The 16461-nt window shown below is 56.2% G+C and carries 13 protein-coding genes and 1 riboswitch; of the genes, 7 read left to right on the forward strand and 6 right to left on the reverse strand.

Going from position 1 to position 16461, the window contains the following annotated elements:
• The first annotated feature begins 61 nt into the window (after nt 1–61).
• Nucleotides 62–1771, forward strand: a complete 1710-nt coding sequence (locus VF694_RS02640) for a sulfate adenylyltransferase (RefSeq protein ID WP_131070706.1) — start codon at nt 62–64, stop codon at nt 1769–1771.
• Between the two features lie 243 nt (nt 1772–2014).
• On the opposite strand, the gene speE is transcribed toward VF694_RS02640, so the two are convergent.
• Together speE and VF694_RS02650 are read right to left on the reverse strand one after the other, a co-directional pair.
• Nucleotides 2015–3292, reverse strand: a complete 1278-nt coding sequence (gene speE, locus VF694_RS02645; RefSeq protein WP_003802934.1) for a polyamine aminopropyltransferase — start codon at nt 3290–3292, stop codon at nt 2015–2017.
• Nucleotides 3293–3466: 174 nt separating this feature from the next.
• Nucleotides 3467–4471, reverse strand: a complete 1005-nt coding sequence (locus VF694_RS02650; protein WP_440163655.1) for a sensor histidine kinase — start codon at nt 4469–4471, stop codon at nt 3467–3469.
• Between the two features lie 935 nt (nt 4472–5406).
• Here VF694_RS02650 and VF694_RS02655 point away from each other — a divergent pair.
• Together VF694_RS02655 and VF694_RS02660 are read left to right on the forward strand one after the other, a co-directional pair.
• Nucleotides 5407–6030, forward strand: a complete 624-nt coding sequence (locus VF694_RS02655) for a helix-turn-helix domain-containing protein (protein ID WP_240208544.1) — start codon at nt 5407–5409, stop codon at nt 6028–6030.
• A gap of 203 nt (nt 6031–6233) precedes the next feature.
• Complete coding sequence (locus VF694_RS02660) at nt 6234–7940, forward strand: methyl-accepting chemotaxis protein (RefSeq protein WP_440163656.1); 1707 nt, start codon at nt 6234–6236, stop codon at nt 7938–7940.
• On the opposite strand, the gene VF694_RS02665 is transcribed toward VF694_RS02660, so the two are convergent.
• Entirely contained in the window at nt 7937–8521 is a 585-nt protein-coding gene (locus VF694_RS02665) for a TMEM165/GDT1 family protein (protein ID WP_003802927.1), read from the reverse strand. The two genes, VF694_RS02660 and VF694_RS02665, sit on opposite strands and share 4 nt — an antisense overlap.
• Nucleotides 8522–8699: riboswitch (yybP-ykoY riboswitch) on the reverse strand. It lies immediately after the preceding gene.
• A gap of 90 nt (nt 8700–8789) precedes the next feature.
• On the opposite strand from VF694_RS02665, the gene VF694_RS02670 reads away from it, so the two are divergent.
• Entirely contained in the window at nt 8790–10352 is a 1563-nt protein-coding gene (locus tag VF694_RS02670; protein ID WP_240208542.1) for a glycosyltransferase family 39 protein, read from the forward strand.
• A gap of 5 nt (nt 10353–10357) precedes the next feature.
• Here the strand turns inward: VF694_RS02670 and VF694_RS02675 are convergent, their stop codons facing one another.
• A complete protein-coding gene (locus VF694_RS02675; RefSeq protein ID WP_003802924.1) occupies nt 10358–11266 on the reverse strand; it encodes a LysR family transcriptional regulator in 909 nt (302 codons plus the stop codon).
• 125 nt (nt 11267–11391) lie between these two features.
• Here VF694_RS02675 and VF694_RS02680 point away from each other — a divergent pair, with 125 nt between their 5' ends.
• Complete coding sequence (locus VF694_RS02680) at nt 11392–12018, forward strand: FMN-dependent NADH-azoreductase (RefSeq protein WP_003802922.1); 627 nt, start codon at nt 11392–11394, stop codon at nt 12016–12018.
• Nucleotides 12019–12340: 322 nt separating this feature from the next.
• On the opposite strand, the gene ribA is transcribed toward VF694_RS02680, so the two are convergent.
• The gene (gene ribA / locus VF694_RS02685) at nt 12341–13012 is read right to left on the reverse strand and encodes a GTP cyclohydrolase II (RefSeq protein ID WP_003802920.1); all 672 of its coding nucleotides are present in this window, start codon (nt 13010–13012) and stop codon (nt 12341–12343) included.
• A 310-nt stretch (nt 13013–13322) separates the two neighbouring features.
• Between ribA and VF694_RS02690 the strand changes: the two genes are divergently transcribed.
• Both VF694_RS02690 and VF694_RS02695 read left to right on the forward strand, forming a co-directional pair.
• Nucleotides 13323–13835 (forward strand): hypothetical protein, encoded by a 513-nt coding sequence (locus VF694_RS02690; protein ID WP_440163658.1) that lies wholly within the window; start codon nt 13323–13325, stop codon nt 13833–13835.
• Nucleotides 13836–13912: 77 nt separating this feature from the next.
• Entirely contained in the window at nt 13913–14611 is a 699-nt protein-coding gene (locus VF694_RS02695; RefSeq protein WP_440163659.1) for a cytochrome b/b6 domain-containing protein, read from the forward strand.
• A 156-nt stretch (nt 14612–14767) separates the two neighbouring features.
• On the opposite strand, the gene VF694_RS02700 is transcribed toward VF694_RS02695, so the two are convergent.
• A complete protein-coding gene (locus tag VF694_RS02700) occupies nt 14768–16414 on the reverse strand; it encodes an ABC1 kinase family protein (RefSeq protein WP_131070710.1) in 1647 nt (548 codons plus the stop codon).
• Nucleotides 16415–16461: the final 47 nt, after the last annotated feature.

The raw sequence follows: 16461 nt of genomic DNA on the forward strand, positions 1-16461 counted from the left end.
AAACGCCCCGACAAAAAAACTATCTCTCATCGTCACCGCGGGGCACCTTAAAGGAGGCAATATGAACCATTCCACATTGAATTTTGATCGCTACCCACAGCAACCGCACGGTGGAACGCTGGTCAACCAGGTCGTCCCGCAAGATCGCGTCAAGAACGAGATTGAACGTGCGCGCTCCCTGCCCAGCATCCGCGTGGATCTGGAGGCGGTGATCACCATAGAGATGATCGCCACGGGTGTGCTGTCCCCCAACAAAGGCTTCATGAACGAGGCCGACTACAACTCCGTGCTCAAAGAGGGTCGTTTGAGTAATGGTGTGGTGTGGCCTGTGCCGCTGAGCTTCGCCCCGATTGGCGATCGCAACCGCGACATTATTAAAAGACTTTCGGTCGGCTCTGAAGTGGCGCTGACCAATAGCGACAACGAGCCGGTAGCCATCCTGAGCGTAGAGGACATCTTCTCCTACGACAAAGAGCAACGCGCCCAGCAACTGTTTGGCACCACGGACAGAAACCATCCCGGCGTGGACTCCATTTACCGGCGCATGGGCGACGTGTCCCTGGGTGGCACCTTGCACCTGCTGCAGCGTGTGGACTGGGGCCCGTTCGAGAAGCTGCGGCGCGAACCCAAAGACACCTGGCGCCTGTTCTACGAAGACAAGAAATTCAATTCCGTGGCCGGCTTTATCACCGGCGCGAACCCGCTGCACCGGGGCCATGAATACATACACCGCAATGCGCTGGAAGGGATTGATGGCCTGTTCCTGCAGCCATTGGTGGAAATGGCCAAGCGTGAGTACGTGCGCCATGAGTTCCGCATGATGGCCTACCGGAATGTGCTGGATACCTACTATCCCAAAGACCGCGCCATCCTCTCGCCGCTGCGCGTCACCTATATTTTTGCCGGTCCGCGCGAAACCATTTTGCATGCCCTGATCATGAAGAACTATGGGTGTACGCATGCGCTGATTGGCCGCGATCACGCCGGCATTGGCAGCTACTACGACAAGTACGCCAGCCACAGCATTTTTGACCAGTTCAGTCCGCAGGAAATGGGCATTGATGTGCGTCTGTTTCACGAGGTGTTCTATTGCACGCGCTGCGCCTGCCACGCCACTTCCGAAACCTGTCCACATGACGAGCGCTTCAGACTGACCATCTCCGGCACCGGCATTCGCGAGATGCTGCGTCACGGCATCATGCCGCCCAAAGAGATCTGCCGCCCCGAATCCATCTTGCCCGCCATGCAGGGTGTTCAACCCAAAGGGCTATGCGAACAAGGGGAAGCCATCCAGCCCGTGGGCAAGCTGATCCAGAGCATGTTTCCCTACTACACGCACTATACGCGTCTGGGCGGGGCCAAGCGCAGCGAACCCCTGGACCCGACCCAACTGACGGTGCGCGATCTGGAAATAGCCAACCACGATGTGCGGCATCACGCTGCCGATATCTACAACGGGGTGTACACCGAATACAGTGCCGTCATGGATCACAACCGCAGCATGCAGGCCGCCTGGATTGAGGACGCACGCGCTGCCCTGCGCCTGCAACAGGAACGTCTGATCGGCGACCTGGAAGAAAAACAGCAGCAGGCGCCGGAGGAAGCCTCGGACGAATTCATGTACCAGGATAAACACGAAGTCGTGCGGGAGCTGCATTCCGCCCGCAGCCTGCTCGATGATATTCCGGCGGTGATCTCTGCCAAGCAGCTCAGCATACGTACCTGGAACGTACTGCCCTATCAGCGCTATCGTGGCGCCGATAAAGAATAGGACAGTCTGCGTCCCATACACGGCTTTGCACGGATGCCAGCCCGGCCAAACACCCCAGAAAAACCCGGGCACAGCCTGCCCGGTCAGGGGGTGCCCATCCCGTGACGAAGCGTTCAAGGACTTGGGTCGGTTCAACGCAGGTGTATTGCCGGCACAAAAAAAATCCCCTGATCGACACACGATCAGGGGTTTTTTCCATTGCAGAGTTTGCCCGTCGTCAGACCCTAACGGTACAGAACCGTCTTAGCAGACCTCTTCCAGCTTGACTTCATTGACCGGCACCAGACGGCGGTAGAACGTTGGCAGTGCAAACAAGGCGCCATGCACATCGGCATTGTAAAACTGCAGCGAATCCTGATTATCGCGGCTCATGCGCTGCTGTAGACGATCCTGGATCTGCTCGGCAGAGAAAGCACGAGGGTTCAGTTCGTCAGATGCAATCGCCAGCCCCCAGTACGAGCCGTAAAGCGGAATATGCAGACCATAAGCATGAACCTGAGCAAATACGCTGGCGAGCGAGTGGCTCAGGTCTTGGACCTGCTGGCTTTCATGGAACGGCGATCCCAGATGCAGTACCAAGGCTCCACCACTGGCCAACGCACCTTTGCAGGACTCAAAGAATGCTGTTGTGTACAAGGGGCCTGCCGGTGTTTCCGGATCGGTCAGATCCAGATAGATCAGATCAAACCGGTCCTGGGTATTAGCCAAGAACTGAGCGCCGTCTTCAATCTGAATCCGTACCCGCGGGTTGTCAAACGCCCCCTTGTGAATGGACTGCAGGTGCTCACGAGCCACCTCGATTACCTCGCCATCCAGCTCCACCAAAGAGACATGCTCCAGGCTGGGGTATTTCAGCAGCTCTTCCAATGCGCCGCCATCACCGCCACCCACGATCAGGGCGCGACGGGGTTCAGGGTGTGCCATGGCGGCCGGGTGGATCAGGCCCTCATGGTAGAAAAATTCCTCGGCCTCGGACGTCATCATGCAGCCATCCAGACGCAAGGTGGTACCCAGGGTTTCGGAACGCAGCAGCTCCAGGCGCTGAAAGGCGGTCTGGCGCTCGAGCAGGCGCTCGGTAAAGCGAAAGCCATACAGGGCGTCTTTGTTCAGGTTTTCAGTCAGCAGCTCGCCCGCATGAGCCGGGCCATCCGCTTCACCACGCCACAAACGGTTGCGCTGGGCTTGGCCTGGCTTGAAAGCCTGTTCAATCCCGTTAATTAGACGGGTCGCCTTGCCGGAGTTGTCCTGCATGAAGTTGCAGACATAAACGTCCAGCGTCACGCCACCCCGCTCGGGCCAGGTATGAATGGCCAAATGAGACTCGGCCAGCAACAGGACGCCGGTTACTCCGCCGGGCTGCCCCTCGAACTCGGGAAATGCCTGCCACTCCTCACCCACGATCGTCAGCCCAGCATCAACAGTTTGCTGGCGGCAAAAATCAGCCAGTTTCTGGGCATCGATCAGCAGCTCGGGGCTGCATGCACATTGGTAAAGGTCTGCGGTCAAGTGCAAGCCTTGCATAATCGTGTGCTCCTTTAACGGATTTTGCGCTCCCTACCAACGAGATGACCGCAACGTAAAAACTGTAAAGCGAGGTGCACCTGGAATGGCGATCACCTCGCTTCATCGAAAAGAGCGCAAATTGTACCTTATATCAAACTTAAATATATGAAAATAACCCTATTTTAGAGAAGATTAAGGTATATACGCTGCGGAAGGCAGCAGAACCAACTCCATGACCAAATGAGCCCCGGGACCGGGGCGCTCCTTGAAATAGACTCGGCCACCATGATGCCGCAGCACTGATCGCAAGATAGACAGGCCGAGCCCACTGCCTTGCACCTGCTGACCGGGTAGACGAAAGAACTTGTCAAAGACTTTCTCTTTATAGAGTGGGTCAATGCCCGGCCCCTGGTCCAGCACTTCAATACAGGCCCATCCGGGTTCTCCAACTTGCAAACGCACGGTCACCATCGTATCGGGGGCGGAATACTTAAGCGCGTTCTCCAGGGCATTGCGCAAACCCACCTGCAAAGGAACCATATCCACACGCGCCCATAAGCCATGCGAAGGCAGCTCCAGACGCAGGCGGTGGCGCTGATCGTGAAAAGCACGCAGACTCAAACGCAACACGGCCCGTAAATCTGCTTCGCGCCACTCTTTGCCGTCGCCTGCCTCATACTCCAGACGGTTCAGGCGCGCCAGATCATTAAGCAGCACATCCACACCGCGAACTTTTTCATGTAATTGTGTGTAAATTTTGTTGGTTCGCGCCGTGGGCGGAGTTTCCAGCTGCAGCAACTGGATATAGCCGCTAATGGCGGCCAAGGGAGAGCGTATTTCATGGGCTGCCACCGCAAAACAGTCCGCACGCTCCCGCTCCTGCTGCACTTTGGCACTGACATCGCGAATCATCAGCAAGGTAGCCTTATCCGGCGCAGGCGCGGCGTAAGCATGAAACTCCAAGGCCCGTACCTGCTCCCCTTCCCCGTCTTGATGAAGATAAAAAAAAGGATTCTGAATCCGTTGAATTACCCGGCTAATGCCGGGCAACAGATAGGACAAGTCCACCCGCAAACTTTTTTCCAGTCCCTGAAAAAAATCGAACAAGTCAGAGACCCCCTTTTTGATATCCGCCTGATCGAGCAAATCGCGCATGGCCCGATTGCTACCTTCTATATGTCCACAGGAGTCAAACATAATGACCGCGTCGGGCAAGGCATCGAGCATCTGTTCAGAGCGGCGTACTCTTGTATAAGCAAGCCGGGGCCGTACGGGTACCGCCGTTTTGCTAAACGAGCGTTGCCCGATCAAAAAACTCGCAAATAGTGTGAGCAACAATCCAATCCCCTATTTCCGTCCCAAAACAAGCACTGCGCCTGCCTCAGTGCATTTGTCATCACCATGCAGCAAAAAAGCAGGTCCAAGCCAGGAGCCAGACATTTTTTCGATGGGATGAGTGACATGCCGATGCTTTCGTGTCGGCCAAGGTGAAATTAACGATTAAGCGCCTAATAACTTTAATTTATGACAATTAAGCGCGACGATGGGAAAGGTATCTGTATTTTTAAAAAGATCGGCACCAGACGAACCCGTCCTACTGCTCAGAAACGTAAACAGCCGTACCATAAGGCGCATAAAATTTCTTTGAGAAAAACAGCAGTCTTGGACAAAATATCGCCCTATTTATTTCATAAACACTGATTAGAATCAAGGTTAGCATCCAAAATAAATGCTAGGGTGCTCACACCCTCTTGGGCTGCTCTCCTGCGGCCAGCTACGCGCTGGAACCCAATCACTGCGTCACACTCCAAGTGTGTTCAGCGGCCCACACTGGGTTCGTCCGGTAACACGACAGCGCAAGGGTTACGCGTAAAATCAGCAAGGCGAGTCCAGGTTCACAGACCCGCCAGATTGAAGTGGCTCCCTGAAGAAGCATGAACATCTGAAAAACGGAGATATTAGAAGCGTGTGTGTCGAATACTCTGCCTATCACTTGGCATGAACAGGCCCCTTACCATTGCCATTATTAGTATTTTTCTACTTACTAATATCGTCTCTACACTCTGCACTGCTACATCGGGGCGCATTGACTGGACTGCCCCGGTCTGGCCTGCTTTCAATTATTTGACTCCATGAACGACGCCGTTTACTCCACTCGGCAGGCTGCTGATTTACTGGGTGTGTCTGTACGCACCGTACAACTTTGGGTAGAAGCCGGGACCCTGAAGGCCTGGAAAACCCAAGGCGGGCACCGACGCATTGACCGTGCGTCCGTACAAGCCGTCTTGCAAGAGCGACAGGGGCACACCGGGGTGCAAGCCGCCGAACCCCCACTCTCCCCCGATGCACCCGCTTGCAGCGGTGAGCCGTGCTTGCGTGTGCTGGTCGTTGAAGACGACCCGGATTTGCTGGCGATTTACCGTATGGCTATGGAGCATCTGCCCTTTCCGATCGAACTACGTTGTGAGCAAGACGGACTAAAGGGTCTGATCGCCGCCGGCAACTTTCATCCCGATGTTCTGATTGTGGATTTGAATCTGCCCAAGCTCGATGGGTTTGCCATGCTCAAAGCCCTGGCAGACGCTCGTGAAACCGAACACACCCAGATCTATGTCATTTCCGCTTTGAGTGCGGCTGACATCCATGCCCGCGGGGGTCTGCCCAGCAACGCGACCGCTTTGTCCAAGCCCATCCCTATTGCCTTGCTGCTGCAGCTGCTCAGCGAAGCCTTCCACGCCCAGTATCTGCCATCCTGACCGCACGCCCTTCCCGGCACCCACACGGATCATTTATTTCAATTTATATCGTTTTATGGTGAAAAACCTCATTTAATTATCATTTTTTTATTTTTTGACATAGAAAATGATTCAAATGATACTATTCACGAAAAAACGCAACAAGAAATTGATCAGTTCCATCTGGAGTCTGTTTCTGATCCAAAAGTGCAAGGGGGAAGGCCATGCGCAAGAATCTGCCCGTTACCGGCATCGAGACCAAGTTGCTGGACGAACAGTACCTGATTTCCAAGACCGATCTGGCGGGACGCATTGTGTATGCAAACCCGGCATTTGTGGAAGTCAGCGGTTTCAGTCGGCAAGAACTCATCGGTGCTCCGCACAACATCGTGCGCCATCCTGACATGCCTGCCGAAGTCTTTGCCGACTTATGGCATACGCTCAAGCAACGGCGCTCGTGGGTGGGGATCGTCAAGAATCGCCGTAAAGATGGTGGTTTTTACTGGGTCATGGCCCATGCCAGTCCGATTATTGAACAAGGTGAATTGACCGGCTTTGCTTCAGTGCGCGTGCGAGCCAAATCTCAGGATATTCAAACGGCTGAGCAGTTTTACCAGGAGTTGCGTCAAGGTCGCCTCGGTTCGCGAGCCTTGCGTGCTGGCCAGATCGTCGCCCGCAGTTGGCGGCGCCCTTTTGCCGCCCTTCGTTTCCTGGGTGGCCCCAGTCTGCTGGCAGCGTTCTTACGTAAAGGCCTGTTGAATCTGGGCATTACCGGCACCATCATCGCCATGATCCTGAATACGGAGATGCCTGAGCGCAGCATGTTTCTGTTGGCCGGTGCACTAGGTGCAGGAACCTTGGTGATCCTGGGCTACCAGGCGCTTTTGATGCGGCGCGTTCTGGGCTCATTCAGAACCGCCACCCACATTGCCCAACAGATTGCCGCAGGCAACCTGACCGTCAATACGCGTGGGCCCGAGGTCAGCAAGCTCGAAACACTGGGGCAAAACCTGGATTTGATGCGCAAAAGCCTGATGAGCATCAGCACGGATGTCGACAACAGTTGTGCAAACAATCAACAAGTGGCCCGGCAACTGTCCGACAACAGCACCTTGCTGGAGGCCCGCACGCACGAGCAGGCCGCGTCCATACAAGAGACCACGGCCAGCATGAGCTCCTTTGGTCAAACTGTTTTGCAGACAGCGGAAAACGCTAAAGCCAGCCATGAGCTGGCCAGCCGCAGCGCTGATATTGCCAGTCGCGGCAACGAGGCGGTACAGAAGGTGACCGTGTCCATGCAGCAGATCCTGGAGAGCTCGCAACATATTGGCACGATCGTGGCGATGATCAACAACATCGCCTTTCAAACCAACATCCTGTCGATCAATGCCTCTATTGAATCGGCCCGAGCTGGCGAGGCCGGCAAAGGCTTTGCGGTGGTTGCCTCAGCAGTGCGCTCGCTGGCCCAGCAAGCGGCACAAGCGGCTGATGAGATCAAGCAACTGGTGACGCAAACCCAGGCTTTGAGTGCTGAAGGTGCAGACCATGCCGCCCATGCGGGCCAGACCATGCAGGAAATTCTGACCTCTGTGTCCGAGGTCGCACATTTAATGGGCGAGATTTCAGCCGCCACCGGCGAGCAAAGTATCGGTCTGGGCCAACTGACTCAGGCCTTGCGGCAGGTGGACCAAATTACCAGCGATAATGCCGTGCTGGTCCAGGATCTGAGTGAAACCGCCCGGGAATTAAACCTGAACGGCGCCGAGCTGCAGGAAGCCATCAGCGTTCTGAATCATGGTGACAAGGAAAAGGCTCACCATGCCCCTGTTCCCGCCCATTCCCGTGCTCTGGCACCCGTTGTCACCTTGGAAAGCGCTCGTCGCCAGCCCGTTCCCCCAGGCCGGCCACGACAGCGGGCATCAGGGGCCTAGCTGGCCTGGAAACCCAGGCTTTCTACTCCGCCCAGCAAGGCTACCAGGCCCAACACAGCAAAGATACAGGCGGCAATCCGGTGCACCAGTTGGGTGGGCAAACGGCGGGCGATGCGCTCGCCAAACAGAACAGCAGGCGCATTGGCCAGCATCATGCCCAAGGTCGTCCCGAGCACAACCCACCAGAACTGCTGATATTGAGCCGCCAAGGCAACCGTAGCGATCTGGGTTTTATCGCCCATCTCGGCCAGAAAAAAAGTAATCAAGGTCGTTCCAAACACGCCAAACCGTGTCCGTGTCGCTTCAGCGTCATCGATCTTGTCGGGAATCAGAATCCAGATGGCCATGGCAAGAAAGGAAATGCCCAGCACCCAGCGCAATACGTTCGGGTCCAACAGCGCAGGAACCCAGGTTCCAATGGCACCTGCCAAACCGTGATTGACAAGGGTTGCGATGAAAATGGCGAGAATGATGGGCCAAGGGCGTTTGTAGCGGGCCGCAAGAATAAAGGCAAGTAACTGGGTTTTGTCCCCAATTTCTGCCAAGGCAACCACACCCGTGGAGATAAACAACGCTTCCATAACAACTCCTGGCCGGATAAGAGACAGATGACCACAAACCCCCCCGGCCAAACGCGAAGGTCTATGGTCAAAAGTCTTGCCAGGCTAAGTTGCTACCAGCGCCATGACCTTGTGTAGGTCAAGTATGTTGACGCTGATCTTCGATAAGTCGAAGCGGCTACTCCCTAATGACGAAGCGCATCGTAGCCCAGATTATCGTCCCTGTCCAATTGAAGCGTTTCAACGTAGACACAGTACACTTGCTGATTTACACCTACGCACTCCAAGCATGACTGTCCAAACCCCAGCATCTGCCCGATCCGACGCCTATCAGCGCTCCGTATTGCTGTATTTGTTGTTTATGGTGTTGCTGTGGACCATTTTGATGGCCATCAGCCACAAAGCACCAGACCTGGACGGCATGGAAGAGCTGGTCTGGTCGGCCAGCTTCGAGCTGGGCTACCTGAAACACCCCCCCTTACCCTCCTGGGTGATGGCAGCCTTGACCAGTGTGGTCGGGCGCCCTGCCTGGCTGAGCTTCGCCGCCGGCATGAGCGCTTCTGTTCTGGGTCTGTGGTTCATCTGGAAACTGGCCTGCGAGTTTCTGAACCCCGAGCGCGCTTTTATGGTGCTGCTCATCAGCTCGGTCAGCATCTACTTTTCTTTGCGCGGAACCATTTTCAATCACAACACCGCTCAACTATGGTCCGTCACCGCAGCCACCTGGTTTTTCTATCGGGCGGGGCGAGACCAGAGACCGGCTGACTGGTTATGGCTAGGTGCCGTCGCGGCCCTGTCTACGGTCACCAAGTACAGTGCCGTTATTTTGTTCACGGCATTTTTCCTGTATTTTTTGCGCAGCGGTATGTGGCGACAGCGGCAGACCTGGGCAGGACTGGGTCTGGCTCTGCTCGCCTATGTGGTGGTGCTCTCCCCCCATTTGTACTGGTTATTCAAGAATGACTTCGCGCCGTTTCGCTATATGGACGGCTCCTTGGAGACCCACACCCGCTGGGAAGCCTACAAGGAATTACTCTCCTTCTGCCTGGATCAGCTCGGTCGGCTCAGCCCCATGCTGGTCGCCATGATTGCCCTGGGCATCTGGAATCGCCGTGATCAAAAACAGCGGAGCTCGTCTGATCCTGGCCTGCCAGGCACGCCGTCTTACGCTGTCGATATTTCCCAGCGCGATAAACAGTTTTTGCTGTGGGTAGGTCTGACACCGTTTGTCAGCACGGTTCTGGTTTCGGCCGTCCTGGGGACACGTCTGGTCGCCTCCTGGGCCACGACCTTTTTTGTCTTGTACGGTTTTTTCGCCTTGTGGTTCATGCGCGGCAAGGACAAGGTCCAATTGCGGCGGGTCGCCATTATTGTGATCGTGCTGCAGATTTTGCTGGCATCCGGCTACGCGCTGGCACGAGGCCCGCTGGCCTGGTACAAAGGCCGGGATTCACGCTCTACCTTTCCGGGTCCTGAAATATCTGCCCAAATGCAGGCCATCTGGAACGAACATATGCCCGGCATCCCTCTGAAAGTCGTGGTTGCCGACACGTGGCTGGGCGGAAATATTGCGGTCCATGCCGGACAGGACGTAATGGTCTTCATTGATGCCGATCCCGCCGCCTCGCCCTGGCTGACCCTGCCTCGGGACATGGTGTGTGGGGCCCTCGTCGTGTACAGCCTGCAAACCCGCGGACAGCCACCGGCAGCCTTGCTCAAGCTATACGAGCAGGCCCCCATCAAAGGGCTGGCGCAACAGCGTTGGTCGTCCGAGCGCAGTCCCATGATCGACCTGAACTGGGCCATTGTGCCTGCCCAACCCAGCTGCCACTTGAGCACCCCCAAGCGGTAAGTCTGTCAAATCTGGGGATGATGCACCGGCAGTTGCTCACCCAGGTAATCCAGGAAATGCCGTACCGCCGGGGCCATGCCCCGGCGGGAGGCAAATACGGCATGAATAATGCCCGGCAATGGCGCCCACTGGGGCAGAACCTGCACCAAACGCCCGGCCTGCAAGGCCTCGCAACACATATAGTCGGGCAAAATGCCCACGCCTATTCCCTGCTCCACCCCCTCGCGCAAGGTGAGCAAATCGGAAGCCATGTAACGGGGCCGATGCGTTATCGTCAGACTGGCGCCATCAGGACCATACAGCTCCCATTCATTCTGACCTTGCCGGGCCGACATCGCGACTGTGGGCAACTTGAGTAGATCTGTCGGCCCACGCACCGGCTCAAAAAGCGCCAGCAACGCAGGCTGAGCAACCAGAATGGAGCCGGTCTCCCCCAGACGTTTGACGATATAGCTGGCGCTGTCGCTCAAGGTGCTGCGCACCCGCAAAGCCACATCGATACCATCGGCTACCGGGTCCACCACGCGATTGCTGACCTCCACCTCCAGCTCGACCTGGGGGTAGCGAACCAGAAACTGCGCAAACACCGTCGACAGCACCGTATGTGCCAGGGTAACCGGGCAACTGATCCGCAAGAGCCCGCGTGGCTCCTGCTGCACCTGCGCGACGGCCGCATAGGCGGCTTCGGCCTCATCTCGCATGGCCTGACAATGGCGCAAGAACACCTCGCCGGCCGGGGTCAGCGACAGGCTACGAGTCGTGCGTTGCAACAAGCGCACGCCCACCTCGGCCTCCAGACGGCTCAAGCGCCGCGATACACGCGACGGGGGCATGCCCAGGTGCCGGGCAGCCGCGCTAAAGCCGCCCCGTTGCACCACTTCGGTGAACAGCACCATGTCATTTAAGTCATACATACAGGATAGTTTTCCAGGATTACAGACAAAAGTAGAATAATCTTTCTCAGAAAAGCCGGCTTATCAAAGGCAGGGTCATCCAACATAATGACAAGCATTCCTTCATCGCTTTGGATTCCAACATTATGAAACTGCTACACGTAGACTCCAGCATCACCGGCGCCCACTCCGTTTCCCGCGAACTTTCCCAATTTGTGGTGGATCAGTTGCGCCAGCAAAATGAGCAGGTAGAAGTGGAGCATGTGGATCTGGCCCTGAACCCTCCTCCTCACTTCTCGGCTGATTCACTGGGAATGCGCCTGGGCCTGGACCCTGCCACCCTGACCGAACGTCAGCGCGCCGAGAACGCGATCACCGAACAATACCTGAGCCAGTTCCTGGCCTCGGATGTGGTTGTGATTGGCGCCCCCTTCTACAACTTCACCATTCCCAGCCAGCTCAAAGCCTGGATGGATCGCCTGGCCCAGGCAGGTCGCACCTTCCGCTACACCAGCAATGGCCCAGAAGGTCTGGCGGGTAACAAAACGGTTTATCTGGTCTTGAGCCGTGGCGGCATCTACTCCGAGTCGGAGCAGGGCCAGGCCATGGAACACCAGGAAAGCTACCTGCGTGTGATGTTTGGCTTCATGGGTGTGACAGATCTGCGCATCGTGTACGCAGAAGGTCTGGGCAAGGCTCCGGAGCTGCGAGAGCAGATTATAGAAAACGCCAAAGCCAGTGTCAGCGCCTTGCTGGAAAAGAGTACGGCTTAAAAACAAACGCGGTCCAAGCCAATAGGACCGCCACAGGGCATCGACCGGAAACGGGGGCTTGTTTCACCCCCCAAAGTTCAGGCTAACCCGACCCATTGCCAGACGGCGACCCCAGTCCCGTCTGGCTTTGTTTTTATAGCGTCTGGCCTTTTGTCACAGTCCTGCTTTGTGTCTCTAGCGTCCAGCCTATTGATACGTCTCCGGCGCACCACCCAGGTCATCGTAGGCTGACGCCCACAAAAAAGGGCCTGTGAAGGGCCCTTTTTCCAAGCGAGAACGTCCAGGCTGAAGCCAAAGCGCCAGCGCCCAGACTGGCACTGCGCTACTCGTCCGTTTCCAGCCAGTGGCCCAGGCGCAAGCGCTTGGTGTTCAGATAACTGGCATTAAAGGGATTGCCTTCAATTTGATGTGGCACACGCTCGACCACATCAATCCCGATTTCCTGCAGGGTTTTCACCTTGCGGGGATTATTGGTCATCAAACGTAGTTTCTGGATGCCCACATGGGACAGCATATCCTTGCAAATATCGTAGCGACGCATATCGGCCGGAAAGCCCAGTTTTTCATTGGCCTCGACCGTATCCGCCCCCTGATCCTGCAGGTTATAGGCTCGAATCTTGTTAACCAGCCCAATACCGCGCCCTTCCTGGCGCAGATACATCAAGGCGCCACGGCCTGCAGTGGCAATCCGTTCCAAAGCCAACTGCAACTGCGGCCCGCAATCACAGCGCAAGCTGAACAAGGCATCGCCCGTCAGGCATTCGGAGTGGACACGGGCCAGGACGGGTTCGCCATCGGCTACATCGCCCAGAGTTAACAAGACATGTTCTTTTTGGTTACTACGCTCAACAAACACATGAATCTGAAAAACAGCCCAAGGTGTTGGCAAACGGCTGGAACTGACATAGTCCAATAAATCGCCGGGTTTGGCCTGCGGGGCGGCAAGCGTGGAGCCCGATTCTGATACCAGTGCGGCATCCGGGATGGATTGCATAATAAGTCTCTGCTGCAACGAAGAAATGCGGCTGAACCCCATACAGGGTAACTTATCAATCATAGCCCAATTCAGCCTGTTTCTTTATGTCTTTGACTCGATGCTTTTCAGGACTAATCGAGCCTGTTTACCCAGGAGATCACAAGGCAAGACTGACCTTATGTGCCTATCCTTATAGCGAAAAGTTCTGCGATCCGGTATTCTACGCAGCATGTAAATACATAAAATGTTATGAAACTTACAAATACAGATGATCTATGGCGCTTTGTGTTGCTCGCCTAGCCCGGATCATCCTCAACCGTGATCGATCATGCCCGCCTCTACGGTCTTTATTCGCCATGTTGTGATTGGGCTGACCTTAGCCCTGCAACCGTTTGTCGTCCATAGCGCGGCAAGCCAGACCTGGCCGCAACCGCCTTCGCAATTGAGCCTGGACAGCCCCTACGGAACATTGCATGTCAGTCAAAGCGACTATATTTATGAGGCCCAGTTGCAACTGGACGCTCAGATCATCGCCCCTGAACTCAAAGGCCTGATCAATATCCCCTACGCGTTCCGACAGCCAAACGAGCAAACCGCGCTGATCTCAGTCGACAAGGGCCTGGGGGGCTGCTCCATCAACTACCACTGGGTAACCGTCTCACCCAAGGGCTACAACGTCTCGCCTGCCTTTGGTTCCTGCAGTGCGCAAATACGGGTTCGCAATCATGGTCGCACCTTGATCATGGAAACCCCCAATCAAGATACTCCCGGCGTCATCGACGAGTATCGCTACGACGGTCGCAAAATCAGCTTGCGCAAACGTCGTCAGCCCAAACCCTAAAGCAGGCGGCGGGGTCACGCAGATTTCAGAGCAACACTGACTATAATCAGGTGTCTCTGTCTCTGCGGATTTTCCCTATGCACGCTTCCTCGACTCGCCCTTTACTTATCTGGGACTTACCCACCCGTCTGTTCCACTGGCTGTTGGTAATCAGCATTGTGGGCTGCTTTGTGACCATCAAGGCTGGCGGTCTGTGGATGGACTGGCATGTACGCTTTGGTCTGCTGGCGCTGGGGCTGTTGGCCTTTCGCCTGATCTGGGGCCTGGTCGGCGGTTACTACTCCCGCTTCAGCCACTTCCTGCCCAATCCGTCCCGCAGCCTGCGCTACCTGCGTGACAAACCAAACCTCTATCCGGGCCACAATCCTGTCGGCGCCTGGTCTGTCTGGATCATGCTGATCGTCTTTGGTTTCCAGGCGGTTTCTGGATTGTTTGCCAATGACGACATCTTCACCGCCGGCCCGCTGGCTTATCTGAGCAGCGACTGGTCCAAGACACTGACAGGCCTGCACAAAGCCAACGAAGGCGTCATGCTCGCCATCATTGGCTTGCATGTCCTGGCCATTTTCCTGTATCGCGTGCTGCGTGGTCAGAAATTAACCAGTGTCATGGTCAAAGGCACTATGCCTGTTCCGGCTCAAGCCCCACTGCCTGCCAGTACCGACACCTGGAAAACCCGTTTGCTCGCTCTGATCATCGCCGCACTGATCGCCGCGGGTGTGTATTGGCTGACTGGTCTGGCCCCCACAGGGGGCGGCATGGATGACTTTATGTAAGCTCGACTTATCCCCAGAAACTGTGAATAAACCTGGGGATAATGCGGGGACTGTTTGGGCTGAGCCGCATTTTTACTGGCCGTCTTTTAAACTGGGCGGTGACTAGCCGCTTGAGCACTCTATGCACAAAAGACCTGAAATCGGCGTCGGTGTTGTTTAACGCCGCCGCCAAAACCCCCATAAAACCAGAACCAGACCCAGCAAGGCGGCCAGCAGGCCTGCCCAACTGAAAATCGTCAGCCCCAGCCAGGCGGGGCCGCGCGTCACCAGCACCGGCCCCAAAATCAAGACAAAAGCAGCCGTTACTATGGCGATTGCCAAACGCGTTGCCGCCTTTTCCAGTGAAGCAGCCAGACGGGGCATCCCCTCAACTTGAATGCGCGCTGAAATTTTTCCTTGCCGAACCCGATGCATCAGCAGGCGCAGCAACTGGGGGGCGTCCATAGCCAATTGACGAGACTCCAGCAGGCTGCGTTGCAAGTCCGCATACACCCGGCCAGGCGAGTACTGTTTGCGCATCAAGGCCGAGATGACCGGTTGCGCGACTTCGACCACATCAAATTGAGGGTCCAGGCGTTTCAGTACGCCATCGGCGGTAATAAAAGCCTTGAACAGCAAGGCCAGGTCCGGCGGCAAAATCAAATGGTTTTCACGCGCCAGAGCCATGAAATCCAGCAAAGCAACCGAGATGGACAGAAGCCCTTTACTTTGTCGGGCTACATAACGCTGAGCACTCTCTTCCAGCCGACTCCAATCAAAATCTTCTGCTCCCGACCAATCCAGCAAGGTGGTGGCCACTCCCTCTGCCTGCCCATCCACAATGGCACGCAGCAAGATCAGCAGTTGTTGACGACGACGCTCTGTTAAATGACCCACCAGGCCAAAGTCAATAAAGGCGACCTTATTGCCCGGCAAAGCCATCATATTGCCGGGGTGTGGGTCGGCATGAAACAGCCCATCCTCCAGGACCATATGCAGAAAAGCCAGCGCACCACGGCGGGCCAACAAAGGACGATCCGCCTCAATGGCCTGCAACTGTGCCTCTTGAATAGGCGAGACCCCTGGCACAAACTCCTGCACCATGACGGTCGCGCTGGTCCACTCCATATAGACACGCGGAACCACAATGTCTTGGAAGGGCTGCATGTTCTCGCGCACCGCCACGGTATTGGCAGCTTCGCGCGTAAAGTCCAGTTCATCGGCAATCGCCTCCGCCAAGGCTCGCACAATATCGTAAGGACGATACTCGGGCAGCAAGCCCTGCTGCTGGACCAGGCGGGCAATCTGTTTCAACAAACGCAGGTCGGCTTGGATCAAGGGCTCCAGACCGGGGCGCTGTACCTTCACCACGACCTGTGCACCATCACGTAGGCAGGCGCGATACACCTGCGCCATGGACGCCGAAGCCAGCACCTGCCTGTCAAAACTCGCAAAGGCCTGCTCCACGGTTTGCCCCAAGGCCCGTTCCAGCTCGGGTTTCATGGTTTCCCAAGGCACGGGCGCGGCATGACCTTGTAGCTTTTCCAGCTCCTGGGTCCATTCCAGCGGCAACAAATCATTGCGCGTGGCCAATATCTGACCGAGCTTGATAAAGGTAGGCCCCAGTTCCTCCAACGCACGTCGCAGGCGCTCCGGTGCCGAACGTTCAGGCATCTCCGTCGCCATCGGGGTTTTGCTGCCGGGCAACAGCTCCGATAAGCCCAGCCGATGCATCACATCGCCAATCCCATATCGAGCAATGACTGCTCCAATGGCACGGACTCGTGCATGGTCGCGCAAGGCCAATAAGGTTCCTCCCAACATACTGCGTCTCCCGTAGGCTAGGCCTGAAGAAACTAGCATACCCCAGT

It is taken from the genome of Alcaligenes sp. Lyrl_28, assembly GCF_051948705.1.
GTDB classification, from domain to species: domain Bacteria; phylum Pseudomonadota; class Gammaproteobacteria; order Burkholderiales; family Burkholderiaceae_B; genus Alcaligenes; species Alcaligenes ammonioxydans.